The 25,346-nt window shown below is 63.5% G+C and carries 20 protein-coding genes, 4 tRNA genes and 1 pseudogene; 19 read left to right on the forward strand and 6 right to left on the reverse strand.

Annotation, left to right across the window (positions count from 1 at the left end):
• Entirely contained in the window at window positions 1–2,124 is a 2,124-nt protein-coding gene (locus C4K27_RS08880) for a TonB-dependent receptor plug domain-containing protein (protein ID WP_053260168.1), read from the reverse strand.
• 194 nt (window positions 2,125–2,318) lie between these two features.
• On the opposite strand from C4K27_RS08880, the gene C4K27_RS08885 reads away from it, so the two are divergent.
• The 10 genes from C4K27_RS08885 (at window position 2,319) to C4K27_RS08930 (ending at window position 10,955) form a co-directional block, all read left to right on the forward strand.
• Window positions 2,319–3,344, forward strand: coding sequence for an NAD(P)H-dependent glycerol-3-phosphate dehydrogenase (locus C4K27_RS08885; RefSeq protein ID WP_053260169.1), 1,026 nt, complete (start codon window positions 2,319–2,321; stop codon window positions 3,342–3,344).
• 18 nt (window positions 3,345–3,362) lie between these two features.
• Window positions 3,363–3,710, forward strand: a complete 348-nt coding sequence (locus tag C4K27_RS08890) for a DUF4389 domain-containing protein (protein WP_007931570.1) — start codon at window positions 3,363–3,365, stop codon at window positions 3,708–3,710.
• Entirely contained in the window at window positions 3,707–4,156 is a 450-nt protein-coding gene (gene sixA / locus C4K27_RS08895) for a phosphohistidine phosphatase SixA (RefSeq protein ID WP_053260170.1), read from the forward strand. The genes C4K27_RS08890 and sixA overlap by 4 nt, the downstream gene beginning before the upstream one ends.
• Before the next feature lie 222 nt (window positions 4,157–4,378).
• Entirely contained in the window at window positions 4,379–6,046 is a 1,668-nt protein-coding gene (locus tag C4K27_RS08900) for an AMP-binding protein (protein ID WP_053260171.1), read from the forward strand.
• Between the two features lie 30 nt (window positions 6,047–6,076).
• Window positions 6,077–6,520, forward strand: coding sequence for a hotdog fold thioesterase (locus tag C4K27_RS08905; RefSeq protein ID WP_053260172.1), 444 nt, complete (start codon window positions 6,077–6,079; stop codon window positions 6,518–6,520).
• Between the two features lie 114 nt (window positions 6,521–6,634).
• Window positions 6,635–7,441, forward strand: a complete 807-nt coding sequence (locus C4K27_RS08910; RefSeq protein WP_053260173.1) for an alpha/beta fold hydrolase — start codon at window positions 6,635–6,637, stop codon at window positions 7,439–7,441.
• Window positions 7,438–8,292: an alpha/beta hydrolase gene (locus C4K27_RS08915; RefSeq protein ID WP_053260174.1), complete on the forward strand. Its 855-nt coding sequence runs from the start codon at window positions 7,438–7,440 to the stop codon at window positions 8,290–8,292. The genes C4K27_RS08910 and C4K27_RS08915 overlap by 4 nt, the downstream gene beginning before the upstream one ends.
• Window positions 8,293–8,342: 50 nt before the next feature.
• Window positions 8,343–9,002: a glutathione S-transferase family protein gene (locus tag C4K27_RS08920; RefSeq protein ID WP_007931599.1), complete on the forward strand. Its 660-nt coding sequence runs from the start codon at window positions 8,343–8,345 to the stop codon at window positions 9,000–9,002.
• A gap of 8 nt (window positions 9,003–9,010) precedes the next feature.
• The gene (locus C4K27_RS08925; RefSeq protein WP_053260175.1) at window positions 9,011–9,817 is read left to right on the forward strand and encodes a DUF4892 domain-containing protein; all 807 of its coding nucleotides are present in this window, start codon (window positions 9,011–9,013) and stop codon (window positions 9,815–9,817) included.
• Window positions 9,818–9,899: 82 nt separating this feature from the next.
• Entirely contained in the window at window positions 9,900–10,955 is a 1,056-nt protein-coding gene (locus C4K27_RS08930; protein ID WP_053260176.1) for an AI-2E family transporter, read from the forward strand.
• A gap of 119 nt (window positions 10,956–11,074) precedes the next feature.
• On the opposite strand, the gene C4K27_RS08935 is transcribed toward C4K27_RS08930, so the two are convergent.
• Both C4K27_RS08935 and C4K27_RS08940 read right to left on the reverse strand, forming a co-directional pair.
• A complete protein-coding gene (locus C4K27_RS08935; protein WP_053260177.1) occupies window positions 11,075–12,112 on the reverse strand; it encodes a sensor histidine kinase in 1,038 nt (345 codons plus the stop codon).
• Window positions 12,112–12,876, reverse strand: coding sequence for a response regulator (locus C4K27_RS08940; protein ID WP_007931608.1), 765 nt, complete (start codon window positions 12,874–12,876; stop codon window positions 12,112–12,114). The genes C4K27_RS08935 and C4K27_RS08940 overlap by 1 nt, the downstream gene beginning before the upstream one ends.
• A 315-nt stretch (window positions 12,877–13,191) precedes the next feature.
• Between C4K27_RS08940 and pyrF the strand changes: the two genes are divergently transcribed.
• Window positions 13,192–13,890: an orotidine-5'-phosphate decarboxylase gene (gene pyrF / locus C4K27_RS08945; RefSeq protein WP_007931610.1), complete on the forward strand. Its 699-nt coding sequence runs from the start codon at window positions 13,192–13,194 to the stop codon at window positions 13,888–13,890.
• 106 nt (window positions 13,891–13,996) lie between these two features.
• On the opposite strand, the gene C4K27_RS08950 is transcribed toward pyrF, so the two are convergent.
• Window positions 13,997–15,004 (reverse strand): NADP-dependent oxidoreductase, encoded by a 1,008-nt coding sequence (locus tag C4K27_RS08950; RefSeq protein WP_053260178.1) that lies wholly within the window; start codon window positions 15,002–15,004, stop codon window positions 13,997–13,999.
• A gap of 233 nt (window positions 15,005–15,237) precedes the next feature.
• Between C4K27_RS08950 and C4K27_RS08955 the strand changes: the two genes are divergently transcribed.
• The 3 genes and pseudogenes from C4K27_RS08955 to C4K27_RS31720 all read left to right on the forward strand — a co-directional run bounded on the left by C4K27_RS08955 (window position 15,238) and on the right by C4K27_RS31720 (window position 18,171).
• The gene (locus C4K27_RS08955) at window positions 15,238–15,999 is read left to right on the forward strand and encodes an SDR family oxidoreductase (protein WP_053260601.1); all 762 of its coding nucleotides are present in this window, start codon (window positions 15,238–15,240) and stop codon (window positions 15,997–15,999) included.
• Window positions 16,000–16,362: 363 nt separating this feature from the next.
• Window positions 16,363–17,259: pseudogene (locus C4K27_RS31715) on the forward strand (methyl-accepting chemotaxis protein); the annotation flags it as partial.
• A 207-nt stretch (window positions 17,260–17,466) separates the two neighbouring features.
• Window positions 17,467–18,171 carry a methyl-accepting chemotaxis protein gene (locus C4K27_RS31720; protein WP_394325639.1) on the forward strand — a complete coding sequence of 235 codons (705 nt, stop codon included), beginning with the start codon at window positions 17,467–17,469 and terminating at the stop codon, window positions 18,169–18,171.
• An 87-nt stretch (window positions 18,172–18,258) separates the two neighbouring features.
• Here C4K27_RS31720 and C4K27_RS08965 read toward each other — a convergent pair whose 3' ends face one another.
• Window positions 18,259–19,029, reverse strand: coding sequence for a hypothetical protein (locus C4K27_RS08965; protein WP_081002234.1), 771 nt, complete (start codon window positions 19,027–19,029; stop codon window positions 18,259–18,261).
• A 365-nt stretch (window positions 19,030–19,394) separates the two neighbouring features.
• Between C4K27_RS08965 and C4K27_RS08970 the strand changes: the two genes are divergently transcribed.
• The 5 genes from C4K27_RS08970 (at window position 19,395) to C4K27_RS08990 (ending at window position 21,301) form a co-directional block, all read left to right on the forward strand.
• Window positions 19,395–19,470 (forward strand) — tRNA-Glu (locus tag C4K27_RS08970).
• A 2-nt stretch (window positions 19,471–19,472) separates the two neighbouring features.
• Window positions 19,473–19,548: transfer RNA gene (locus C4K27_RS08975), tRNA-Gly, on the forward strand.
• A 104-nt stretch (window positions 19,549–19,652) separates the two neighbouring features.
• A tRNA-Glu gene (locus C4K27_RS08980) sits at window positions 19,653–19,728 on the forward strand.
• Between the two features lie 3 nt (window positions 19,729–19,731).
• Window positions 19,732–19,807, forward strand: a tRNA-Gly gene (locus tag C4K27_RS08985).
• A 279-nt stretch (window positions 19,808–20,086) separates the two neighbouring features.
• Window positions 20,087–21,301, forward strand: coding sequence for a sugar transporter (locus C4K27_RS08990; protein ID WP_053260181.1), 1,215 nt, complete (start codon window positions 20,087–20,089; stop codon window positions 21,299–21,301).
• Between the two features lie 140 nt (window positions 21,302–21,441).
• On the opposite strand, the gene C4K27_RS08995 is transcribed toward C4K27_RS08990, so the two are convergent.
• On the reverse strand, window positions 21,442–24,516 hold the full coding sequence (locus C4K27_RS08995; RefSeq protein ID WP_053260182.1) for a two-partner secretion domain-containing protein: 3,075 nt from the start codon (window positions 24,514–24,516) through the stop codon (window positions 21,442–21,444).
• Between the last annotated feature and the right edge of the window lie 830 nt (window positions 24,517–25,346).

A 25,346-nucleotide genomic window follows, 5' to 3' on the forward strand; every position in this document is an offset into this window, starting at 1 on the left:
CTAGAACGTCAACTCCGCACTGAAGTAGAGGACGTGGTGCGAGTCATAGTTGTTGTCGACAAAGGTAGTGGGCTCGTCGTCGAGCCGTTGCTGGAGCACGCCGGCCAGCTCCAGGCTGCCCTTGCCCAAGGGGATACGCTTGGCGACGCGGGTATCGACCCGTTCGAAGCGATACCCGTTGAGCGCGCTGGAACCATAGTAGAAGAGCGCGCTGGACCAGCCCTGGCCCCAGTCGCGCAACCAGCCCGCCGAGCCGCTGTGGCGCGCGGTCAATTGCTCGTCCAGCGGGTTGCTGGCCTCGGCGTCGACATAGGCGTACGTCAGGCGCAGCCGGTCCGCCGGGTTCAGGCGCCAGTCCAGCTGGGTTTCAGTGCCGGCGAAGCGTGAGCTGTTGCTGTTACTGGCGATGTATTGGTTGTTGCGCAGCGGCTCGCTGATCATCCCGCTGATTTCGTCGTAGAACAGCTTCACATCGAGGTTCAGCCCGAGATCGGCGAAAAAGCCGTTGTAGCCCAGTTCCCGTGAACGCATGCGTTCCTGGTCGAGGTTGCCCGGGCCGCGGGTCTTGACGAAGTACTGGGCGCTGGGCTGGCCGTAGGCGGTCGGGCTCAGCTTGGTGACCCGGTAGCTCCAGTTGACGTTGTTCTCGAACATGTCCGGCGAGCGGATTGCTTCCGAATACACCGCCCGCAGGCCGTGGCGCGGGTTGATCAGGTAGTTGACCGCCACCCGCGGGGTCAGCGAGCTGCCGCTCAGTTGCGAGTCCTCGAACATGGCGCCGCCCTGCAACAGCCAGTGTTCGGTGGCGCGCCATTCCAGCTGGCCGAAGGCGCGCCAGGTGCTGTCGTCGAGGGTGCCGTTGAAATAGGTTTGCGAGTCGGCGCGGTCGTAGCGATAGTTCAGGCCGCTGACCAGGCGCACGCCATCGGACAGGCTCAGGGTGTCCTGCAGTTCGAGGTCGTAGCGCGATTCGCGGGCGCTCTGGTCGATATCCCCGCAGACCGTGCGCTTGGCGCCGTCCTTCCATTGCGTCAGCACCTGGTTCGCCAGGGCCTGTTCGGCCGCGGTGCCTGGAGGGGCGCCGGAGCCGGTGAAATTGTCCATGTGCCGGGCCAGCAGTTCGGCGTAGTTCGGGTTGAGCTGCCAGAGGCGGGTCAGTTCCGGGCTGAACGACACTTCGGCGTCACAGGCGCGCCAGTTCTGCTGGCGGTCCCAGTGCTGGGCCGAGCCTTGTATATAAAGGCTGTGCTCCGGGTTGATGTCCAGGTTCCAGCGCAGCGAGCCGGCATAGTCCTTGGCAATCACGTCGGAGTTGTAGCCGGCCGAGGTGATACCGGAGAACACCGGGCGGTAGGTATAGGGGCGCTGGTTGCTGCCTTCCTTGGCGCTGAGCTGCCAGTCGATGCTCTGCTGCTCATTGAGCATCTGGCTGACCGACAGGCTGAAGCGGTTCAAGCGCCGGCTGTCGCGGTAGTCGGCGCCGTTGCGATCGCTGTCGAAGCCGTCGTCCTCCTGCCCGGACAGCGACAGGCGCAGGTCGCCGCTGTCCCAGCCGGTGCCCTGGCTGGCGTACCAGTCGCTGATGCCGCGCTGGCCGCGGGTGACCTTGATCCGCGTGCCGTGGCTGTTGGCGGGCGAGCGGGTGATGATGTTGATCACCGCCATCAGCGCGTTGGCGCCGTAACTGACGGTATTGGGGCCGCGGAACACCTCGATGCGCTCGATGTCCTCCATGGCCACCGGAATGTCGCTCCAGTCCACGGTGGCCAGGCCTGCCCGGTACACCGAGCGCCCATCGATCAGCACCTGCATGCGGCGCGCTTCGCTGGCATTGGTGCCGTGATAGTTCACCGCGGCTTGGTTGCCGCTGATATTGCCGACCATCATCCCCGGCACCAGGCGCAGCAGCTCGCTGATATCGCGGGCGCCGCTGGCGTTGATCAGTTCGCTGTCGAGCACGGTCATGCTGCCGGGCACGGCCGCGGGGGATTGTTTCAGACGGGTGGCGGTGAGGATTTCCGGCAGCGGCTGGCTGTCCAGGAACAGATCGTCGGCCAGCACCGGGGTGCTGCAAAGCAGCGCCAGCAACAGGGATGGGCGGGAGAGGGGAGGGCCAGGATACACGGCACAGCCTTGATAACGAGTAATTGCCGCGCATGTTAACCGAGATGACCGGGTTTTCCAGTCGATAACCCCGACATTCCCCGTCCTAATCGGTGTTTTCCCGGCATTTGTGCCTAATTGTTCACAGGGCTGGCCGCCGCAGGGGCGCCCCGTATAATGCCGCCATCGCCACTGTATGGATTGATGGATTGCATATGACTGAACAGCGCCCTATCGCGGTCCTGGGAGGCGGAAGCTTTGGTACCGCCGTGGCCAATCTGCTGGCCGAGAACGGTCATCGGGTGCGGCAGTGGATGCGTGACCCGGAGCAGGCGGAGGCCATTCGCATTCATCGCGAAAATCCGCGTTACCTCAAAGGCATCAAGATTCATCCGGCGGTGGAGCCGGTGACCGATCTGTTGGCCACCCTGAACGACAGTGACCTGTGTTTTGTCGCCTTGCCCTCCAGCGCCCTGCGCTCGGTGCTGGCGCCCCATGCGCAGTTGCTCGCCGGCAAGCTGCTGGTCAGCCTGACCAAGGGCATCGAGGCGCAGACCTTCAAGCTGATGAGCGAAATCCTCGAAGACATCGCCCCGCAAGCGCGGATCGGCGTGCTGTCCGGGCCGAACCTGGCCCGTGAAGTGGCCGAACACGCCTTGACCGCCACCGTGGTCGCCAGCGAAGACGAAGAACTCTGCCAGCGTGTGCAGGCGGCCCTGCATGGCCGGACCTTCCGCGTCTATGCCAGCGCCGACCGCTTCGGCGTCGAGCTGGGCGGGGCGTTGAAGAATGTCTACGCGATCATTGCCGGCATGGCTGTGGCCTTGGGCATGGGGGAAAACACCAAGAGCATGCTGATTACCCGGGCGCTGGCGGAAATGACCCGTTTCGCCGTCAGCCAGGGCGCCAACCCGATGACCTTCCTTGGTCTGGCAGGGGTTGGCGATTTGATCGTCACCTGCTCGTCGCCCAAGAGCCGCAACTACCAGGTCGGTTTCGCCCTGGGCGAAGGCCTGAGCCTGGAAGAGGCGGTGGACCGGCTCGGCGAGGTGGCCGAAGGCGTGAATACCCTCAAGGTGCTCAAGGTCAAGGCACAGGAAGTGGGCGTATATATGCCGCTGGTGGCTGGATTACATGCCATCCTGTTTGAAGGTCGCACGCTGAACCAGGTCATCGAGCTGCTGATGCGTGGCGAGCCGAAAACCGATGTCGACTTTATCTCCCCCAGTGGTTTCAACTGAGCAGGACAGGAGCGAGACATGAACGATACGAATTCCGAAGCCAAGTACGAATCCATCCTGCTGCGTGTGCTGTGGATGCTGGTGTTCGTGCTGGTCTGGCAAGTGGCGCAATTCATCCTCGGTGCGCTGGTGCTGGTGCAGTTGATCTACCGGCTGATCTACGGCTCGCCAAGTGCCAGCCTGATGAACTTCGGCGACAGCCTGAGCCAGTTCCTGGCGCAGATCGGTCGCTTCGGCAGTTTCCACACCGACCAGAAGCCTTGGCCGTTTGCCGACTGGCCGGCCCCGCGGGCCCCTGAAGGTGAAGCGCCGCATGTGGTGCCACCGGCGCCCCATCCGGTGCGTGACGAGGAGCCCAAGCTGTGAAGCTCTGGGTGTTGCGTCACGGTGAAGCCGAGCCTCATGCGCGCAGCGACGCCGAGCGCAACCTGACTGAGCATGGTCGCGAGGAGGCGCTGCGCAGCGCCGCGCACCTGATCGGCCAGCCGCTCAGCGCGATCATCGCCAGCCCTTATGCGCGGGCGCAGCAGACGGCGAGGCTGGTGCGCGAAGCCCTGGGCTTCGAAGCGGACATCCGCACCGTGTCCTGGCTGACGCCGGACAACAACCCGCTGTCGGTGGTCGCCCAGCTCGACTCGGCGGACAACGTGCTGCTGGTCAGCCACCAGCCGCTGGTGGGCAACCTGATCGGCTTTCTGCAGCACGGTCATCTGCGCAATCCCCAGCCGATGCACACCGCGGGCCTGGCGGAACTCGAAGGCGACTGGCCGCTGGCCGGCCTGATGACCCTCAACAGCATCAGGAATCCCTGAGCCCCTGAGCTGTAGGAGCGAGGCTTGCCCGCGAAGGAAGCGGCGTGGACTGTCTGAAGCAGCGCGTTCCTCTTATCGCGGGCAAGCCTCGCTCCTACCACGATCTGTTCTTTTCGCTACATTTCTTAACTTGCAGCGTTCCTTTGTGCGTGGAATAGTCGCCCGAGCAAGTGCTTGGTTGGCTAGCCTCACGATCAGAACAAAAACAAAGGAGCGAGTCGCATGTCTGCTGCTTTTCGTTTGCCGCTGGAAGTGTTCTACGAGCGCGAAGCTCGTCATCCCCGCCAACGTTTCCTGGTCCAGCCCCTGGGTGGTGGCCGGGTCGAAGAACTAACCTGGGCCGACGTCGGCCACCAGGCCCGCTGCGCCGCCCACTGGCTGCGCGCCCGCGAGCTGCCGCCGGGCAGTCATGTCGCGATCATTTCCAAGAACTGCGCCCACTGGATCATCGCCGACCTGGCGATCTGGATGGCCGGTCACGTTTCCGTGCCGCTGTATCCCAACCTGACCGCCGATTCGGTGGCCCAGGTGCTGGAGCATTCCGAGTCGGCCCTGGTGTTCATCGGCAAGCTCGACGACTGGCCGGCGATGGCCCCCGGCGTGAAGCCCGGGCTGCCCACCATCAGCCTGCCGATCTGTCCCGAAGGCCGCTTCGACTTCACCTGGGACGAGTTGCAGCAGTGCTCGCCGATCCAGGACGACCCCAACCCCGCCGCCGAGCAACTGGCGACCATCATCTACACCTCGGGCACCACCGGCCTGCCCAAGGGCGTGATGCACAGCTTCGGCACCCTGGGTTTCGCGGCTTCACGCGGCACCCAGCTGTTCGGCCTCGGGCCGACGGACCGGCTACTGTCCTACCTGCCGCTGTGCCATGTGGCCGAGCGCATGTTCGTCGAGATGGCGGCGATCTATACCGGGCAGACGGTGTTCTTCGCCGAGAGCCTGGAGACCTTTCTCACCGACTTGCAGCGGGCGCGGCCCACGGCGCTGTTCGGCGTACCGCGGATCTGGACCAAGTTCCAGATGGGCGTGTACAGCAAGGTCCCGGCCAAGCGCCTGGACTTCCTGTTGGGCCTGCCTTTCATCGGCAAGCGGGTCGGGCACAAGGTGCTGGCCGGGCTGGGGCTGGACGCCCTGCGGGTCGCCTTGTCCGGCGCCGCGCCGGTGCCGCAGACCCTGTTGGACTGGTATCAGCGCCTGGGCCTCGACGTGCTGGAGGTGTACGGCATGACCGAAAGTTGCGGTTATTCTCACATCGGCCGCAGCGGCCAGCATGTACCCGGCTGGATCGGCCGGCCCTGCCCGGACGTCGAGGTACGGATCGACGAGGCCGGAGAGGTCCAGGTGCGCAGCGGGGCGACCATGCTCGGCTACTTCAAGGACCCGCAGAAGACCGCGGAAACCGTCACCGCGGATGGTTTCCTGCGTACCGGCGACAAGGGCGAGCAGGACGCCGAGGGCAATCTGCGCCTGACCGGGCGGCTCAAGGAGATCTTCAAGACCAGCAAGGGCAAGTACGTGGCCCCGGCGCCGATCGAGAACCGCCTGGCGGTGCATTCGCGGATCGAGCAGGTGTGTGTGGTCGGCGATGGCCTGAGTGCGCCGCTGGGCTTGTGCGTGTTGTCCGCGGCCGGTTTGCAGGACGCCGCAGGCAACGCCCGTGGTGGCCTGCATGCGAGCCTGGAAAGCCTGCTTGACGAGGTCAATGGCGCGCTCGACAAACATGAACGCTTGCACCGCCTGGTGGTGGTGAAGGACAGTTGGGCGGTGGAAAATGGCTTTCTGACCCCGACCCTGAAGATCAAGCGCAATGTCATCGAAGCCGCCTACGGCGAGCGCTTCAAAGAGTGGAGCGAGCGCTCCGAAGCGGTGCTGTGGCAGGATTGAGCGCGGATAACCACCCTAAAGGATGCAGTGATGAGCCTATGGCGTACCACCCCGAACATCGAGCAACTGAACGCGATCCAGAAAAACACCATCGGTGAGGTGCTGGACATCCGCTTCGAGTCCTTCGACGACGAATCCTTGACCGCCAGCATGGTGGTCGACCATCGCACCCATCAACCCTATGGCCTGCTGCACGGCGGCGCCTCGGTGGTGCTGGCGGAAACGGTCGGCTCCATGGCCAGCTACCTGTGCATCGACGCCAGCAAGTTCTACTGCGTGGGCCTGGAGATCAATGCCAACCATCTGCGCGGCCTGCGCTCCGGCCGGGTGACAGCGGTGGCCAGGGCGATTCATATCGGGCGTACCACCCATGTCTGGGATATTCGCCTCTGCAGCGACGAAGGCAAGGCCAGCTGCGTATCGCGCCTGACCATGGCCGTGGTGCCCCTGGGGCAGACGCCGCCGGCACGTTGAGTGGCACCCATAGGCTGAAGCGGAGTGTCATCATTCTTGACCGTTACTGTCATTGCCGCCGGGTAATGGCATGCGGACAATCAGCCATCGTTTTTTGTTCATGAGTTAGCCGGTATGTCGCAACAGGTGTTTTTCACTCACGCCAACGGATTTCCCTCGGGTACCTATGGCAAGTTGTTCGCCGCCCTGGCACCCGAATATCAGGTGGCGCATTTGCAGCAGCACGCCCACGATCCGCGCTTTCCGGCGGACGACAACTGGCTGAACCTGGTGGACGAACTGATCCACCATCTGCAACAGCAGGCCGAGCCGGTGTGGGGTGTCGGCCATTCCTTCGGCGGCGTCCTGCATCTGCATGCGGCGCTGCGTTGTCCGGAGCTGTATCGCGGGGTGGTGATGCTCGATTCGCCGGTGCTGACCCGTGCCGATCAATGGGTGATTCGCGCGGCCAAGCGGTTCGGTTTCATCGATCGCCTGACCCCCGCCGGCCGGACCCTGGGCCGCCGCGAGGAGTTCAGCGACCTGGAGTCGGCGCGCAAGTATTTTGCCGGCAAGACCCTGTTCCGCGGCTTCGACCCCGAGTGTTTCGACGCCTACCTGCAACATGGCCTGCATCAGGTCGACGGCCGTTTGCGGCTGCGTTTCGACCCGGCCACCGAGATCAGCATCTATCGCGGTGTGCCGCACACCAGCCCGGGCCGCCCCCGGCAGTTGAAGGTGCCGCTGGCGGTGGTGCGCGGGCGCCAGAGCCGGGTGGTGATGAAGCACCACGCCAGCAGTGTCGGGCGCATGCCCCATGGTGAGTCCCTGAGCATGCCGGGCGGGCACATGTTCCCGCTGGAGCGCCCGCAGGACACTGCGGCCCTGCTGAAAAAACTCTTCAGCCGCTGGCAGGCCCGCGCCGAACGGAGCTGCGCATGAGCGCCGCGGTGGAAGAAGTCCGCCTGAGCCTGCCGCATATCGAGCTGGCGGCGCACCTGTTCGGCCCCGAGGACGGCCTGCCGGTCATTGCCTTGCACGGCTGGCTGGACAACGCCAACAGCTTTGCGCGGCTGGCGCCCCGGCTGCGTGGCTTGCGCATCGTCGCCCTGGACATGGCCGGGCATGGCCATTCCGGACACCGCCCCCTGGGCGCCAGCTATGTGCTCTGGGATTACGTGTATGACGTCTTGCAGGTTGCCGAGCAACTGGGTTGGAAACGCTTTGGCCTGCTCGGGCATTCCCTGGGGGCGATCGTCTCGTTGGTGTTGGCCGGCTCGTTGCCCGAGCGAGTGAGCCATCTGGCGCTGATCGATGGGGTGATTCCGCCGACCGCCAGCGGGGAAAACGCCGCCGAGCGCATGGGCATGGCCCTGCAGGCCCAGTTGGACCTGCGGGGCAAGCGCAAGCCGGTCTACGCCACCCTGGACCGCGCCATCGAGGCGCGGATGAAGGGCATGGTCGCGGTCAGCCGCGAAGCCGCCGAACTGCTCGCGCAACGCGGCCTGATGCCGGTCCCGGAGGGCTATACCTGGCGCAGCGACAGCCGCCTGACCCTGGCTTCGCCGCTGCGCCTGACCCAGGAGCAGGCCCTGACGTTCGTCCAGCGCCTGGCCTGTCCGGCCCATCTGGTGGTGGCGGCCGACGGCATGCTGGCCAAGCACACAGAGTTGCTGGAGCGGCTACCCTTCAGCCGGGAACAGCTGCCCGGAGGCCATCACCTGCACTTGAACGACGAAGACGGCGCGATCCTTGTTGCAGACTGTTTCAATAGGTTTTTCGCCGTTTCTTGACTTGCAGCGGGCAACTGTCGAGGCTGGGCGGGTTGAAATGGGAGACAACCATGATAGATCTCTATACCGCTGCGACCCCGAATGGCCACAAGGTCTCTATCGTGCTCGAGGAACTCGGCCTGCCCTATACGGTGCATGCCCTGAGTTTCGACAAGAAGGAACAAAAGGCTCCAGGCTTTCTCAAGATCAATCCCAATGGCCGGATTCCGGCGATTGTCGACCGCGCCAACGGTGATTTCGCGGTGTTCGAGTCCGGCGCGATTCTCATCTACCTGGCTGAACTCAGCGGGCAACTGCTGCCCAGCGATCCCCAGGGCCGTTCCCGGGTGATCCAGTGGCTGATGTTCCAGATGGGCGGCATCGGTCCGATGCAGGGCCAGGCCAACGTGTTCTTCCGTTATTTTCCGGAAAAGCTCCAGGGCGCCATCGATCGTTACCAGCATGAAACCCGGCGCCTGTACGAGGTGCTCGACAGCCGCTTGCAGGAGGTCGAGTTCCTTGCCGGCGACTACAGCATTGCCGATATCGCCACCTTTCCCTGGGTGCGCGGCCATGAATGGTCCGGGGTTTCGGTGGACGGCCTGGCGGCCCTGCAACGCTGGATGGCGACCCTCGAGGCGCGGCCGGCGGTGCAGCGCGGGCTGCTGGTCCCGCAACGCACGGATGACGCCAGTGTCATCAAGGGCGCCCAGGCCATGCTGATCCGATGAGAGCACCCATGCGTTTATTCAGTGTCCTGCTGTTGTCCGCTGTCAGCCCCTTGCTGTTCGCCGCCGATTTGCCCGGCAGCCATGACTTGCCGATCGTGCCGCGCATGCCTGACGCGCAGATCGTCGACTATCGTCCGGCGGCCGAGATGGAGCGGATCTACCCCATGGGCTCGATCCGCAAGATCAGCGGCCAGTTGCGTTTCGATGGCCAGGTCGGCGCTCGTGGCACCACGACTTCGGTGACCTACGAGTTGCCGCCGGAGCATTCCTCGACCGCAGCCTTTACCGCCGCCCGCGAAGCCTTGCAGGGGCAGGGCGCCGAACTGTTGTTCTGGTGCCAGGCCCGCGATTGCGGGGAAAGCAGCCTGTGGGCCAACGAGGTGTTCGGCAACGCCAAGCTGTATGGCGCCGATGCCCAGCAGGCGTACCTGCTGTTGCGCCTGGCCGCGCCCAACGACAATTCGCTGGTGGCCCTGTACAGCATTACCCGCGGCAACCGCCGGGCGTACCTGCATGTCGAGCAATTCGACGCCAGCACCCCCCTGGGCGAGTTGTTGCCGACCTCGGCCACCCTGTTGCGCCAGCTCAAGGACACCGGCGAGCTGGACCTGCCCAAGCTCGGCGGCGAGCCCCAGCCGACCTGGCTGACCTTGCTGTCGCGCGGGTTGAACCTCGATACCACCTTGCGGGTCAGTGTTTCCGGGCCGAATGCCGAAGCCTGGCGCCAGGCCCTGATCGGCCAGGGCGTGCGGGCGGCACGCATGGAAACCGGCAGCAGCGAGGCGCCTGGCCTGCGTCTTGAGCTGCTGCGCTGAACCGCTGCATTGAACGGGCTTGGGCGAACGGGCATCCACCGTTCGCCTACGCTTGGTGAGTTGACCTTTCTCGAGATCCCAAATGCTCAATAATGATCGCCTGTTGGTGCAGATCCTGCTTCTGGTGCTGTTCGGCGCCAGCTTCTGGGTCATGGCGCCGTTCTGGTCCGCGTTATTCTGGGGGGCGGTCCTGGCGTTTGCCAGCTGGCCGCTGATGCGCCTGCTGACCCGCTGGCTCAATGGCCGCGAGGCCCTGGCCGCAGCCGTGCTGACCCTGGGCTGGATGCTGCTGGTGGCGGCGCCGCTGGTCTGGCTCGGCTTCAACCTGGCCGACCATGTGCGTGACGCCACCGCCTTTATCAAGGATGTGCAGGTCGATGGCCTGCCCGCAGCGCCGAGCTGGCTGGCCGGCGTGCCCTTCGTCGGTGAACGGCTGGTGGGGCTGTGGAACAGCATCGACCAGCAGGGCGCGGCGATGATGCTGGCGATCAAGCCCTACCTGGGGCAGGTCGGCAACTGGCTGCTGGCCCGCAGCGCGCAGATCGGTGGCGGGATCCTCGAGCTGACCCTGAGCATCGTCTTCGTATTTTTCTTCTATCGCGACGGGCCGCGCCTGGCGGCGTTCGTCCACGGGCTGCTGGAGCGGCTGATCGGCGACCGCGCCGGCTACTACATCGAGCTGGTGGCCGGTACGGTGCAGCGGGTGGTCAACGGAGTGATCGGCACCGCCGCGGCCCAGGCAGTCCTGGCCCTGATCGGGTTCCTGATCGCCGGCGTGCCGGGTGCGCTGGTGCTGGGGATCGTCACCTTCCTGCTCAGCCTGATTCCCATGGGCCCACCGCTGGTGTGGATTCCGGCCACCGCCTGGCTGGCCTGGAAGGGCGAATACGGGATGGCGGTGTTCCTCGGTATCTGGGGCACCTTCATCATCAGTGGCGTCGATAACGTGCTCAAACCCTACCTGATCAGCCGCGGCGGCAACCTGCCGCTGGTGATCGTGCTGCTCGGGGTCTTCGGCGGACTGATCGCGTTCGGTTTCATCGGCCTGTTCATCGGCCCGACTCTATTGGCCGTGGCCTACAGCCTGTTGACCGACTGGAGCGCGAGCCAGGCGCGGGGCGAAGACAAGCGCCTGTAGCCGCTGCTCGGCAGCAGCTACAGCGGTACGGTGGTGGCGGATGATCAGGCGGCGACGTCAACGCCGCCGGGGGCAAGGTTCGTGGACGGGAGCCGGGTACCGCCCGGCACACGGGCGATTCAGGCGCGGGGCAGGCGCACCACGGTGGTCAGGCCACCACCGGGGGTTTCTTCCAGGTGCAGTTGCCCGCCCAGGCGTTCGGCGGCCTCGCGGGCGATGGTCATGCCCAGGCCGACGCCGCCGGAATTGCGGTTGCGCGAGCCTTCCAGCCGGTAGAAGGGTTCGAACACGGCTTCGCGCTGATCTTCGGCGATGCCCGGGCCATGGTCGATGACCCGGATCAGCACCTGCTCGCGGCTGTCCTGCAGGCTGATGCGGGCATGCCCGGCATAGCGCAGGGCATTGTCCAGCAGGTTGTTCAGGCAGGAGCGCAGGGCCATCGGCTGCACTTGCAGGGGCGTGCAATGGCCGTCGGTCTGCACGTCGGCGCCCTGGTCCTGGGCGTTTTCGCAGAGCGACTCCACCAGCGCCTGCACATCCATCCACTGCACGGCTTCGCTGGTGCGCTGTTCGTGCAGGTAGCTCAGGGTCGCGTCGAGCATGCTGATCATGTCGTCGAGGTCCTGGCGCATCTGGCCCTGTAGCTTGTTGTCCTCGATCTGTTCCAGCCGCAGCTTGAGGCGCGACAAGGGCGTGCGCAGGTCATGGGAAACCGCGCCGAGCATGCGCCCGCGCTGCTTGACCTGCTCCTGGATACGCCGTTGCATCAGGTTGAAGGTATGGGCCGCCTGCCGCGCTTCCCGCGGGCCGGACTCGTCCAGCGGCGGGCTGTCGAGGTCTTCGCTGAGGCGCTCGGCGGCGTCGCTCAGGCGCTGGATCGGCCGGGTCAACAGCTTGGCGCCGTACCAGGCGGCGATGATCAGCGAGATGAACTGGAAGGTCAGCGGCACGATCGGGCCGCCGAACCAGGGACGTGGTGGCCGCGGCTCGAAACGCCCGCCGCCGGGCTGTGACTGGCCGCTGAATTCGCTGGCCGGCGGGCGCGGAGGCGGGCCGTAGAGACGGAACCAGAAGAAGGCGAGCAGGTGGGCGAGCACGATCGCGATCAGCAGCACCCCGAACAGGCGGCCGAACAGCGTATCGAAGCGCCCACGCATCAGCCGATGTCTCGGGCGTCGAACAGGTAGCCTTCGCCGCGCACGGTCTTGATCAACTGCGGCGATTTCGGGTCGTCGCCGAGCTTCTGCCGCAGGCGCGAGACCAGCAGGTCGATGCTGCGATCGAAGGCTTCGATGGAGCGCCCACGGGCGGCGTCCAGCAACTGTTCGCGGCTCAGCACCCGGCGCGGGCGTTCGATGAACACCCAGAGCAGGCGGAACTCGGCGTTGGACAGCGGCACGACAAGACCGTCGGCGGAGATCAACTGGCGCAGCACGCTGTTCAGGCGCCAGTTGTCGAAGCGGATATTGGCCCGCTGCTCGGTGCGGTCGTCGCGGACCCGGCGCAGGATAGTCTGGATCCGCGCCACCAGTTCCCGGGGCTCGAAGGGCTTGGCCATGTAGTCGTCGGCCCCCAGCTCCAGGCCGATGATCCGGTCGGTGGGTTCGCAGCGGGCGGTGAGCATCAGGATCGGGATGTCCGATTCGGTGCGCAGCCAGCGGCACAGGGACAGGCCATCCTCGCCGGGCAGCATCAGGTCGAGCACCACCACGTCGAAGTGTTCCGCCTGCAAGGCCTGGCGCATCGCCGCGCCGTCGGTCACGCCGGTGGCGTGGATATTGAAGCGGGCCAGGTAGTCGATCAGCAGTTCGCGGATCGGTACATCGTCGTCGACGATCAGCGCCCGGGTGTTCCAGCGCTTGTCGTCACCCGTGCCAGGTGCTTTCTGATCGTCATTGAGGGGAGCTGGAATGTTGTGCATGCGTGCGATCGTCTGCCAGGTAGGCTGCCAACCACAAAGATGGGCGGCGAGGTGGTGGCTTCAGCATAGGCGTCCGGCCCTGGGGCTGGAAGTGCTGTTCGGGAGTGTTGCGGCTGGCGAGGGTAGCCGGGCGGGTTGTTGCCGGCGTGTCGGGAGTGTATCGGGCTCGACACAATTGCCGCCAGGGTCGGGCATTTGCACGGTTTTATCGATACGCAAGCTGCCGTTGGCGATGAATTACCGATCATCGGGTCCCGGAGCGCCGTCGCTTGCGCTACAATCCGCGCCGATTTCGACTTGCCTGAGAGCCCCTTCATGTCCGCCTGCCAGACTCCTATCATCGTCGCCCTGGACTTTCCCACCCGTGACGCCGCACTGAAACTGGCTGATCAGCTGGACCCCAAGCTGTGCCGGGTCAAAGTCGGCAAGGAACTGTTCACCAGTTGCGCTTCGGAAATCGTCGGCACCCTGCGCGACAAGGGTTTTGAAGTCTTCCTCGACCTGAAATTCCATGACATCCCCAACACCACCGCGATGGCCGTCAAGGCCGCCGCGGAGATGGGCGTGTGGATGGTCAATGTGCACTGCTCCGGTGGCTTGCGCATGATGGCGGCCTGCCGCGAAGTGCTGGACCAGCGCAGCGGCCCGAAACCGCTGCTGATCGGCGTGACCGTGCTGACCAGCATGGAGCGTGAAGACCTGGCCGGCATCGGCCTGGATATCGAGCCGCAGGAGCAGGTGCTGCGCCTCGCCGCCCTGGCGGAAAAGGCCGGCATGGACGGCCTGGTCTGTTCGGCCCTGGAAGCCCAGGCGCTGAAGGCCGCGCACCCGTCGCTGCAACTGGTGACCCCGGGGATCCGTCCGGCAGGCAGCGCCCAGGACGACCAGCGCCGTATCCTCACCCCGCGCCAGGCGCTGGATGCCGGTTCCGATTACCTGGTGATCGGCCGTCCGATCAGCCAGGCGGCCGACCCGGCCAAGGCCCTGGCGGCCGTGGTGGCCGAGCTGGCGTAAGCTGCGCCCGCAAGACCCATCGCGGGCAAGTCGCGCTCCACATCTTCATGTAGGAGCGCGCGGGCGGCGATCCGACTTGCCTGCGATGCGTTTCAGCCCTCGATGATCAACTGACCTTCAATACCAGCTTGCCGAAGTTCTCGCCGCTGAACAGCTTCATCAGCGTTTCCGGGAAGGTCTCCAGGCCTTCGACGATATCCTCCTTGCTCTTGAGCTGCCCCTTGGCCATCCAGCCGGCCATTTCCTGCCCGGCGGCGGCGAACTGGGCGGCGTAGTCCATCACCACAAAACCTTCCATGCGCGCGCGATTGACCAGTAACGACAGGTAGTTGGCCGGACCCTTGACCGCTTCCTTATTGTTGTACTGGCTGATGGCGCCGCAGATCACCACCCGCGCCTTGAAGTTCAGGCGGCTGAGCACCGCATCGAGAATGTCGCCGCCGACGTTGTCGAAATACACATCGACGCCTTTCGGGCATTCGCGCTTGAGGCCGGCATGGACGTCTTCGCTCTTGTAGTCGATCGCGCCATCGAAGCCCAGTTCGTCGATCAGGAACTTGCACTTGTCCTGGCCACCGGCGATGCCGACCACCCGACAGCCTTTGATCTTGGCGATCTGCCCGGCAATGCTGCCCACCGCGCCGGCCGCGCCCGACAGCACCACGGTTTCACCGGCTTTTGGCGCACCGACGTCCAGCAGGGCGAAATAGGCGGTCATGCCGGTCATGCCCAGGGCCGACAGATAACGTGGCAGCGGCGCCAGTTTCGGATCGACCTTATAGAAGCCGCGCGGCTCGCCGAGGAAATAGTCCTGCACGCCCAGGGCGCCATTGACATAGTCGCCGACGGCGAAGCCGGGGTTGTTCGAGGCGATCACCTGGCCCACGCCCAGGGCGCGCATCACTTCACCGATGCCCACTGGCGGGATGTAGGACTTGCCTTCGTTCATCCAGCCGCGCATGGCCGGGTCGAGGGACAGGTACTCATTCTTCACCAGGATCTGCCCGGCCGTGGGTTCGCCGACGGGAACCTGCTGGTAGGTGAAGGTTTCGCGGGTCGCCGCGCCCACCGGGCGTTTGGCGAGCAGAAACTGGCGATTGGTCTGGGTGGTCATGGCAGGCACTCAAGAATCGATGGAACCCTAGTTGATAGACCTTCAGCCCTGATGCCGCAAGGTTTGCCGCTGTAGCGAATAGGGGGCGATCCAGAGGCGTGATGGTGGTATTGCAGCCTTCATCACCATCGCGGATAAGTGGGCAACCGGCCCTCTGATAGTGCTGCCGCGTGCTCGTTGCCTGTGCCTAGACTGGGCGAATACGATCCATGCATTCCATCGAGGGCATCACCATGAGCATGACGTTTTCCGGCCAGGTCGTTTTGGTCACTGGCGCAGCGGCGGGTATTGGCCGGGCCACGGCCCTGGCGTTCGCCGCGCAGGGGCTGCAAGTGGTGGCGGCCGACCTCGACGTCGCCGGTGGCGAAGGCACGGTGCAATTGATTCGCGCCGCCGGTGGTGAGGCACTGTTCGTGCGCTGCAACGTTACCGACGAGGCGGATGTGCAGAACCTGATGGCCCAGGTGGTAAGCAGCTACGGCCGCCTCGACTATGCCTTCAACAATGCCGGGATCGAAATCGAGAAGGGCAAGCTGGCGGACGGCACCCTGGACGAGTTCGACGCGATCATGGGAGTCAACGTCAAGGGCGTCTGGCTGTGCATGAAGCACCAGTTGCCGCTGATGCTCGCCCAGGGCGGCGGGGCCATCGTCAACACGGCGTCGGTGGCCGGCCTCGGCGCGGCGCCGAAGATGAGCATCTATGCCGCCTCCAAGCATGCGGTGATCGGCCTGACCAAGTCGGCGGCCATCGAGTATGCGAAGAAGAAAATCCGGGTTAACGCGGTGTGCCCGGCGGTGATCGACACCGATATGTTCCGCCGCGCCTACGAGGCCGATCCGAAGAAAGCCGAATTCGCCGCGGCCATGCACCCGGTCGGGCGGATCGGCAAGGTCGAGGAAATCGCCAGCGCGGTGCTGTATCTGTGCAGCGACGGCGCGGCCTTCACCACCGGCCATGCGCTGGCGGTCGACGGTGGCGCCACCGCCATCTGACGCTCGTCTGCCTTAGGGGCGGCCCTGGTGACCAAGCGTTGCCTGGGTTGTACCGGATCGACCTCGACCATTCTGAAAACGACCTGAACGTAGCTTTTTGCCATTATTCCGACGCCAGAGACTTGTGCTCCAGTGCAGCCCGTTGCGAACCTGCAAAACTGGACAATGGCCCTGTTGCCATTGGGGACTGGAAGGGGACTGAGCGCAATGAATTCGGCCACGAACGGACGTTTTGCCAACCTCGGCATGGCGAAAAAACTGGGTGTCGGCTTCACCCTGGTGCTGCTGCTGACGGCGCTGGTAGCCGCCATCGGCGTCTGGTCCCTGCAGACCATCAGCCAGCGTTTCGATGGCCTCAAGCAGATGTCGTCACTCAACAGCGGCTTGCTCAAGGTCCGCCTGCTCGAACAGAACTATGCCTTGCACGGTGACGCCAAAACCGCGGACGCCTTGCACGAGGGCATCGACGCCTTGCTGGCCCTGGCGGCGCAGCTCAAGGAACGTTCGGCGGCGAATGTGCCGGTGATGACCGATGTCGAGCAGGCGCTGGGGGCTTACCGCAAGGCCTTCGACGAGTTCGTCGAGCTGACCCAGGCCAAGGACCTGGCGCTGGAAATGGCCAGTTGGTCAGTGTCCAGCGTGGCCAACAACCTCGACGTGCTGCAGGCCGGCCTGGCCGACGACGGTACCTATAGCCTCAAGGAGTCCGCCGGCAAGGAGGGCAGCGAGTTCGTCGAGCAGGCCAATCAGGTCAGCCAGGTCTCGCGCCTGATGCTGCAAGCGATGAACGAAGCCCGGGTGCGCCTGGACCAGAGCCGCAAGGGCGAGGAAGAGGTCGAGCAGGGCAAGATCGAGCAGGCCGACCAGGCCCTGGCCCAGGCCGAGCAGCTCAAGACCCTGGTCAAGGACGCCGGTTATCAGACGGTGCTCAACGAAGTGGTCGGGCATATCGGTGGTTTCAGCGAGAAGCTCGCCGAATACACCGGCTTGCTGGCGCAGGAGAAAAAGGTCTATCAGCAACTGCACGAGCGCGCCGCGCAGGTGATGGAGCGGGTCGACCAGGCGTACGGCGCGCAGGATCAGTCGATGCAGGCGGAGCTGAAAAAGAACTCGCTATTGATCGTCGCGTCTTCGGCCCTGGCGTTGCTGGTGGGCGTGTTGGCGGCCTGGATCATTACCCGTTTGATCGTCACTCCGCTGCGCAGCGTGATGCGCGTGGCGCAGCAGATCGCCGCCGGTGACCTGAGCGCGACGGTGGAGGTGACGCGCCGGGACGAAATCGGCCAACTGATGCTGGCGATGCAACAGATGGGTAGCGGCCTGAGCGGTATTGTCAGCGGCCTGCAGGCAGGCATCGAACAGTTGGCCAGCTCGGCCCAGTCGCTGTCGGCGGTGACCGAACAGACCAATCTGGAAGTCAGCAGCCAGAAGGAAGAAACCGAGCAGGTGGCGACTGCGATGAACCAGATGACCGCCACCGTGCACGACGTCGCGCGCAACGCCGAAGAAGCCGCGCAGGCGGCGCAGACCGCCGACGACAAGGTGGAAAGTGGCCAGCAGGTGGTGCGCCAGAGTATGCAGCGCATCGAACAGCTGGCGGATTCGGCCACCAGCGCCAGCTCCAGCATCGAAAGCCTCAGCGCCGAGATCCAGAACATCGGCACCGTGCTCAGCGTGATCAAGAGTGTCGCCGAGCAGACCAACCTGCTGGCGCTGAACGCGGCCATCGAAGCGGCGCGTGCCGGCGAGCAGGGCAGGGGCTTCGCGGTGGTGGCCGACGAAGTGCGGGCCCTGGCCAAGCGCACCCAGCAATCCACCGAAGAGATCGAGCGCCTGGTCAGTGCCTTGCGCTCGGCGGCGCAGTCCTCGGTGCAGCAGATCCAGAGCAGCGGCGAACTGGTCAAGCTGGCGGTCAGCGATGCGCTGCAGACCGAAAGCGCGCTGGGCAGCATCGCCACGGCGGTGTCGCTGATTCAGCAGATGAACCAGCAGATCGCCGCGGCCGCCGAGCAACAAAGCTCGGTCGCCGAAGAGATCAACCGCAGCGTCACCAGCATCCGCGCCAGTGCCGATCAGTCGTCACTGGCCATGCAGGGCAATGCGGCGTCGAGCATCGAGCTGGCGCAGTTGGGGGTGGAGTTGAAGGGGATGGTCGGGCATTTCCGGTTGTAATGCCGCTGATGCTTGCTACAGGCTGCGCCGCCAGGGGCGCAGCCTTATAGACCGTGCCGTGCGAGTGGCTCGCGCGGCCGTTGCCGGTCAGTCGTAAATGGCTTTCTTCTTCCAGTCGGCGTCGGCTTCGACGACCTTCAGGCCTTCGGTCAATTGGTTGACCTCGCCTTCGACCGGCTGGGTGTTGGTCAGCACCATCGCGTTGGAGCGGGCCAGGAGTTTTTCCAGGTACTCCAGTTGTTCCCGATAGACCGCCGGGTCCGGCTGCTTGCGCAGGTATTGCACGCCGCGCTCGAACGCCAGGCGCGCCTGGCCGGGTTGTTCCTGCTGCAGGGCGTACTGGCCGAGGTTGTTGAAGAACTCGATGTGCAGCAGCACCAGGATGTGGCGGATTTCCCGGATCCAGTGCTTGGCTTCGTTGGTCGGCAGGAAGCCGTCCTGGGCGGCGCGAGTCACCTGGCCATGCAGGGCTTCCAGGAGAAAGCGCACGTCCTTGGCCTTGGCTTCGGTCTGGATCGGGCAGGGCGGGTTGTTGACCGGAATCGATTCGCCCTGGCCGACCAGCGCGTTCAACTCGGCGATACGCGCCTTGAGCGCGGCATCGGTCTTGTTCAGGTTCAACAGACGCTGAACGACGTTGAGTTCCAGGCGGGTCATCAGCAGCTTGAGCCCTGGCGACATGAACTGGCCGGGGAAGGTCTCGGTGATTTCGCCGCAGCGGCGCAGGCGGTCATTGAGTTCGACCTTGGTACGGGCCTTTTCCAGTTTGTTGTTTTCCACCACATGGTTCATGTAGCCAATGGCGATCAATATTACGATCCCGGCTACTACTAGCAGGGTGATCATGAGTGGTGTCACCGTGTAAGACCTCTTTCTGGGGTTCGCGTACGAGTGGCGAGTGTAGTGACTTAGCCTTGGGGCGCCTAGCGCAGGTCGACGAGCAGAAACAGGCCGATTCTCTGCTTATATAGGAAATGTCTGGCTGGTTTCATATTGCCATCACCTAAGGATGTGGACTATAGCGTCTTGTCGAGTGTCAGAATATAGGCGTCAAGGCACAGGCTGCACAAATGCCCGAAAGGGCTCGCAAACCACCCCGAAGTCATTGATTTAAATAAATTTATATCAGGGGGTTGACGACCCTCCAATCCATCCATAGAATGCGCGCCACTTGCAGCGTAAAGCACACAGCGAAACGCGGCAGGGAGTGAATGTTGTAGCGTGTCCCCTTCGTCTAGTGGCCTAGGACACCGCCCTTTCACGGCGGTAACAGGGGTTCGAGTCCCCTAGGGGACGCCAATGCGGGAATAGCTCAGTTGGTAGAGCACGACCTTGCCAAGGTCGGGGTCGCGAGTTCGAGTCTCGTTTCCCGCTCCAATTTTAAACGGCACTGCTTTCGGGCGGGGCTGAGTGAAACCAGAACCGAGTCTTCGGAGGCGGGTCTGGACACCGAAACACACACCATGTGTTCCGGGTAGCGTGTCCCCTTCGTCTAGTGGCCTAGGACACCGCCCTTTCACGGCGGTAACAGGGGTTCGAGTCCCCTAGGGGACGCCATTTGCGGGAATAGCTCAGTTGGTAGAGCACGACCTTGCCAAGGTCGGGGTCGCGAGTTCGAGTCTCGTTTCCCGCTCCAAACATAGAGCTACAGATTCTCAAAGGTCTGTAGCTCATCGAAAAAGGGTCCCATTCGGGACCCTTTTTTCGTTTCCGTCGGCAGTGGCCGAGTTTCGGTCCGTTGCTCCTCTGCAGTGCGGGATGACGCTGCTTTCCCCTTGTCCTGTACGCTGGCGCAGATCCTGTTCGGCGCCTACATGTTCCTGACCGTGCGCCCTGCCTTTGTGAGTGGGTGTTTGGCACAGGGTTTGCGAAGGTCTGGGCCTGATTGACCATCGATAGAGTGGTGCACCTTTAAATGAGTATCTCCGTGGCGACAACTAAGGGTAATTGGCGGGCGGTCATCGCACTGACGTTGGCGGCCTTTGTGTTCAACACCACGGAGTTCGTCCCCGTCGGGCTATTGAGCTCGATCGGCAGCAGCTTCGACCTGTCGACGGCCCGGGTCGGTCTGATGCTCACTCTCTATGCCTGGATAGTGTCCCTGACTTCGCTGCCGGTCATGCTGCTGACGCGCAACGTCGAGCGACGCAAGCTGTTGCTCGTGCTGTTCGGGATGTTCATTGCCAGTCACATCCTGTCGGGGCTGGCCACGAGTTTCGGCATGCTGTTGCTGAGCCGGGTCGGTGTGGCCTTGTCCCATGCGCTGTTCTGGTCCATTACCGCGTCCCTGGCGGTGCGTCTGGCACCACCGGGAAAACAGGTCCAGGCCCTGGGTTTGCTGGCCACCGGTACTTCCCTGGCGATGGTGCTGGGTATTCCCCTCGGCCGGTTGCTGGGCGAGGCCATGGGCTGGCGGACCACCTTTATCGTGATTGCTGGCCTGGCCACCGCGCTGGTGTTCTGGCTGGCCAGGAGCCTGCCGTTGTTGCCCAGCCAGAACTCGGGTTCTCTCAGAAGCCTGCCGGTGCTGTTCAAGCGCCCTGCGCTGATGGCGCTCTATGTGCTGACGGCCCTGGTGGTCACCGCGCAGTTCACGGCCTACAGCTATATCGAGCCTTTCATCAAGGTGGTGGCCGGCTTGAGTGGCGATGTGGTGACCCTCATCCTGCTGCTGTTCGGTGGCGCCGGTATCTTCGGCTCGCTGTTGTTCAGCAGGTTTCACCGCTACAGCCCGCAGCGCTTTCTGCTGGTGACGGTGGCGTTGCTCATTCTGTGCCTGGCATTGCTGTTGCCATTGAGCGGGGAGGTCTCGTACCTGGGCGGACTCAGCCTGATCTGGGGGATGGCGATCATGGGCTTCGGGCTGGCGCTGCAGTCCAGGGTCCTGGTGCTCGCTCCGGACGCTACCGATGTGGCAATGGCGCTGTTTTCGGGGATCTACAATATCGGCATCGGCGGCGGCGCGCTGCTTGGCAGCTGGGTAGGGGGCCAACTCGGGTTCGCCTATATCGGCTTGGCCGGCGGCTTGCTGGCGGCCTTGGCGCTGCTGTTCTACTGCGCATCCATCTATCGCCTGGCCCGGTCCAGCGTTCCGGGCGCCGATTGTGCTGATATTGCGACAGAGAAGTAGAGCACTGGAGTCGGGCGTCGAGCACAGTCATATATAAAAAGGGGGCAATGACTCAGACGAATCATTGCCCCCTCTTTTTTCTCAAGCAGATAGCCAGAATAAAACCCTGCGCCCTTTTAACCGGGGCAGGGTTCCGGATTTCAGAGCTGCTTGCCGATCAGTGGAGCCTTGGCCGCCTCCCCGAAGACGCTGTTGAGGGATTGTTGGCCCGGTCCGAAGTTCATGCCGATCAGGCCGCCATAGATCTGGTTATAGGCGGGCGAGCCGTCGATCCTGCCGCCTGCCGACGACAGGCGCACATTGCCGAGATTCAACCCCACCAGCCCGCCCAGGCGCGCGCCATAGCCGCCACTGACGTTGCTGGTAGCCTTGGAGTTGCTGATCTGCCCGCTGTTCACACCGACCAGGCCGCCCACGTTGCTGTTGTTGCCACCTTTGACCGAGCCTCTGGCGGAGGAGTTGCTGATCTTGCCCAGCAGGGCACCGACTAGGCCGCCGACATTGCTATCGTTACCACTGGTCACTATGGCGTCTGCCGAGGCGTTGCTGATGTCGGTATTTTGGCTATAGCCCACCAGGCCGCCGACACTGGACCCACTGCCTCCCGTGACAGTCGCGGAGGTGGAGGAAGCATTGGAGATGAAGGCCTTGTCGCTGTAGCCGACCAGACCGCCAATGTGGGCGTTTCTGCCGCCAGTCACGGTGCCGGAGGCCGAGGAGTTGGCGATGCGACCGCCCAGGGTTTTACCAATCAGGCCGCCAACGCTACGACTGCTCAGGTCGGACACATTGCCGGTGGCCCGGCTGTTGGTGATCGACCCGTTATGGTTCTTGCCCACCAGGCCTCCGATCGCTTCCGTACCATTGCCCGTTACCTGGCCGCTGGCGTGAGAGTTGGTCAGCGAACCTTGCCAGTTGAGCCCGACCAGGCCGCCGACCCGAGCGAATTCGCCGCCCGAGACATGGCTGCTGGAGTGCGAGTTGACGATGCTGCCATTGTAGCTGTTCACTCCGACCAGGCCGCCGACGTTCAGGTTGGCGCCCGAGAGGTTGGCGGTACCGGCGCTGGAGGAGTTGGCGATGATGCCGCCGTGGTTCGAACCCACCAGCCCGCCTGCGCCATAGGAGTCATACAGCATCTGGCCCAAAAGTCTGACATCGGCATGACTATTGGTGATTTTCGCCACGCCATCGGGGTTGGTGATGTTTTCCCCCACCAAGCCACCCATTGCATAGGTGTACTGGTTGCCGATCACCTGGCCGCTGGCCGAGGAGTTGGCGATGTCGCCGGCCAGGTTGAGCGCTACCAGGCCGCCCAGCGAGTTCAGGTGAGAGGCTCCGGTCACCCGCACGTCCTTGGCCTTGACGTTGCGGATGCTGCCCATGTTCACCGCGGCAAGTGTGCCGACCTGGGTGTTGTAGTGGGTGGAATAAGCGCCGCTGGCGGAAATGCGTTCCAGGTTCAGGTTGCTGATCTGCCCCAGGTTCGCGCCGAACAGCCCGACAAAGGCAGTGGTGCCATAGATCGACAGGTCGCTGATGGTATTGCCCAGGCCATCAAGCTTGCCGGTGAAGGAGCTACCTTCGCCAAGCGTCCTGAAGCTGCCTTGGCCGGTGATCTGGTTACCCAGTACATAGCGGCCATTCATGTCGTTTTCGATATCGCGCAACTGCTTCAGGTTCTGCACCACCTGGTAGGACTCGCCGTTGGCGCTGAAGCGGGCATCCGTACCAGAGAGGGTGACGCTCTTGTCATTCTTGAGGCTGTGGCCGTTTTTGGAGTTCAGCTCCAGGCCCGCTCCCGTTCCGGTCAGCTCGACGTTGTCATTCAGCTGGATGCCGCCCTGCGCGGCGTTCAGGGCCAGGGCTGCGCCGGTACCGGTGGCGCTCAATGCCGCATTCACCTGGACGTCGCCGCGTTCGGCGGTCAGGCCGAGCTTGTTACCGCTGTTCCAGGACACCGCCTTGTTGACCGACAGGTTGCCCTTGCTGCTCAGTTCGACGTTGGTCCGGGCCAGGTTCTGGGCCAGGGTATCGGCGTGCAGCGTCGGGACAGTGCCGCTATTGCCGCCCGTTCCATTGTTACCGTTGATACCGCCGCCAATGATCAATCCACGCGTGGACGGATTCTCTGCCTTGGAAACGTTCACCTCGTCTGCGCTGATCTTCCAGGTACCGGTCGTGCCCTGGTCGGCGTGCGTATCCACTTGCGCAGCCAGTTGGACCTCGACCCGGGCGCCGCGGTTTTCCACCACGCCACCGTTACCCTGGCCACCCAGGGCGCTGGCGTCCTGGCGTCCGGCCACCTGGACGATGCCGTTGTCGCCACCGTCCAGGACAATCTTGCCGGCCTTGTTCTGCAAGGTCTTGGCCTCGATCACGCCCTGGTTGCTCACCACGTTTTTCAGAAGGCTGCTGGCGCTGCTGGCGGTCATCAACACCTGGCCGCCGTCGGCCTTGAGCAGGCCGCCGTTCTGCACCAGGGCATCCACCGCGGCACCGTTCACCTGCAGGTTGAGCAGGCCGTTACCGTCGAAGTTGACGCTGAAGTCCTTGCCCGCGCCCAGCGCGACACTGCCCATCTGCGCCTGGATCACCCCGCTGTTGCTGACCTGGGCACCTAGCAACGCGACGCTGCCGCCCTCGCTGGCGGTGATCTGGCCGGCGTTGCTCACGGCAGAGCTGGAATTCCCGGTAAAGCGGTAAGTACCGTCGAGGAAATCCTTGTCGCTGATGTTCTGGGTGGAGGCCACCAGGCCGCCGACGTTGACCTGGGCGGACTTGCCGAAGACCACGCCATTGGGGTTGATCAGGAACACCTTGCCGTTGGCATCGATGCGGCCCTGGATATCGCTGCCATTGATGCCCAGTACCCGGTTGAGGGCGATCGATTGGCTACCGGGCTGGTGGAAGCTGACGCTTTCGTCGCCAGCGACGCTGAACTCGTTCCAGTTGGTGATCAGTTTGTTGCTCTGTTGGTCGACGGTCATGTGTTTGCCGTCGACAGTGGTATGGATGCCAGCATCGCCCGCGACTATCGCCGCTCCGTTCGGCAAGGCGAAGGCCGGGGCCTGGGCCAGCAGGCCCAGCAGCGAGAAGCCGGCGGCGATCACGACCTTGAGTCGGCTTGATTTGCCCCGGCGTCGGGTTCCTTCGCTGGCGACGTTCCAGCAACCAGTGGCCTGGTTCCAGATCAGTGCATAGCTTTTGTTCATGGTGCTTCCTCTATATGAATACTCTGCTGATCCCCCCAGCAGAACGGGTACAACGGATGCGGGCAGGCGCCGAGGCGATCACGCAAAGCCGCAGCGCCATTCCCTCCAGTCGGGAGGGCAAGTTGTTTGTCTCAATCCGCACTTGATTTCATGGTCTTCGAAGCAAGGGAGACTCATGAGTCTGTTTGTCAGGTGAAATCTGCTGCCTAGCGTCTAAAAAATTGCTGTTCGACGGTTTCGAATGACTATCTGATTTCGAGGGCAAATTGATCGCGAGCCTGTACACGGCAGAGTCGATGTCTGGAGTTTTTTTTGCATGTAAATACTTGGTTGCTCAGAGGGCTGTATTAATTAACAAAAGTAAATAAAAGAAAAAACCAGAACTTTCTTAACTGGTGTACGGCGCTTTCCCAGTTGAAGTAAAGCAGCAGGCTATTGCGCTCGTCATATTGAGGTCCTTGTTGTCTGATGCCCGATGGCGTGGCGAAATCTGAAGCGCGATTGCGTGGGGAGACCGCCGCTTTCTCTGCGTTTGGGGGCATCTCAAACCAGCGCTCCAGGGCTTTAAACCTGTCTGGCAGGCTTTCTCGATCGTCGAGCCTGGACCGTTTCGGACTGCAGTGCTTTTTTGTCCTGTGAGAGGGTTGTCTAAGTTAAAACCAGGATGTAAGAGGGCAGGGGGATACTTCATTCATGTCGGGAAGTATCAGGTTCATGAGGGGATAACATTTCGAATATCAGGGGGTGGAAATACCCGTCTGGAGTTTCTGGAACGACAACACTTGTTTTCCGCAACTACTGATGCGCAGACAGATATCTGTCGATATGGG

Source organism: Pseudomonas chlororaphis subsp. chlororaphis (genome assembly GCF_003945765.1).
GTDB lineage: Bacteria > Pseudomonadota > Gammaproteobacteria > Pseudomonadales > Pseudomonadaceae > Aquipseudomonas > Aquipseudomonas chlororaphis.

What these genes read in the sequence shown, in the direction of transcription:
- C4K27_RS08885 (WP_053260169.1), top strand. Translation starts at nt 2,319, where the DNA reads ATGACTGAACAGCGCCCTATCGCGGTCCTGGGAGGCGGAAGCTTTGGT.
- C4K27_RS08890 (WP_007931570.1), top strand. Translation starts at nt 3,363, where the DNA reads ATGAACGATACGAATTCCGAAGCCAAGTACGAATCCATCCTGCTGCGT.
- C4K27_RS08900 (WP_053260171.1), top strand. Translation starts at nt 4,379, where the DNA reads ATGTCTGCTGCTTTTCGTTTGCCGCTGGAAGTGTTCTACGAGCGCGAA.
- C4K27_RS08905 (WP_053260172.1), top strand. Translation starts at nt 6,077, where the DNA reads ATGAGCCTATGGCGTACCACCCCGAACATCGAGCAACTGAACGCGATC.
- C4K27_RS08910 (WP_053260173.1), top strand. Translation starts at nt 6,635, where the DNA reads ATGTCGCAACAGGTGTTTTTCACTCACGCCAACGGATTTCCCTCGGGT.
- C4K27_RS08915 (WP_053260174.1), top strand. Translation starts at nt 7,438, where the DNA reads ATGAGCGCCGCGGTGGAAGAAGTCCGCCTGAGCCTGCCGCATATCGAG.
- C4K27_RS08920 (WP_007931599.1), top strand. Translation starts at nt 8,343, where the DNA reads ATGATAGATCTCTATACCGCTGCGACCCCGAATGGCCACAAGGTCTCT.
- C4K27_RS08925 (WP_053260175.1), top strand. Translation starts at nt 9,011, where the DNA reads ATGCGTTTATTCAGTGTCCTGCTGTTGTCCGCTGTCAGCCCCTTGCTG.
- C4K27_RS08930 (WP_053260176.1), top strand. Translation starts at nt 9,900, where the DNA reads ATGCTCAATAATGATCGCCTGTTGGTGCAGATCCTGCTTCTGGTGCTG.
- C4K27_RS08935 (WP_053260177.1), bottom strand. Translation starts at nt 12,112, where the DNA reads ATGCGTGGGCGCTTCGATACGCTGTTCGGCCGCCTGTTCGGGGTGCTG.
- C4K27_RS08940 (WP_007931608.1), bottom strand. Translation starts at nt 12,876, where the DNA reads ATGCACAACATTCCAGCTCCCCTCAATGACGATCAGAAAGCACCTGGC.
- pyrF (WP_007931610.1), top strand. Translation starts at nt 13,192, where the DNA reads ATGTCCGCCTGCCAGACTCCTATCATCGTCGCCCTGGACTTTCCCACC.
- C4K27_RS08950 (WP_053260178.1), bottom strand. Translation starts at nt 15,004, where the DNA reads ATGACCACCCAGACCAATCGCCAGTTTCTGCTCGCCAAACGCCCGGTG.
- C4K27_RS08955 (WP_053260601.1), top strand. Translation starts at nt 15,238, where the DNA reads ATGAGCATGACGTTTTCCGGCCAGGTCGTTTTGGTCACTGGCGCAGCG.
- C4K27_RS31720 (WP_394325639.1), top strand. Translation starts at nt 17,467, where the DNA reads ATGACCGCCACCGTGCACGACGTCGCGCGCAACGCCGAAGAAGCCGCG.
- C4K27_RS08990 (WP_053260181.1), top strand. Translation starts at nt 20,087, where the DNA reads ATGAGTATCTCCGTGGCGACAACTAAGGGTAATTGGCGGGCGGTCATC.
- C4K27_RS08995 (WP_053260182.1), bottom strand. Translation starts at nt 24,516, where the DNA reads ATGAACAAAAGCTATGCACTGATCTGGAACCAGGCCACTGGTTGCTGG.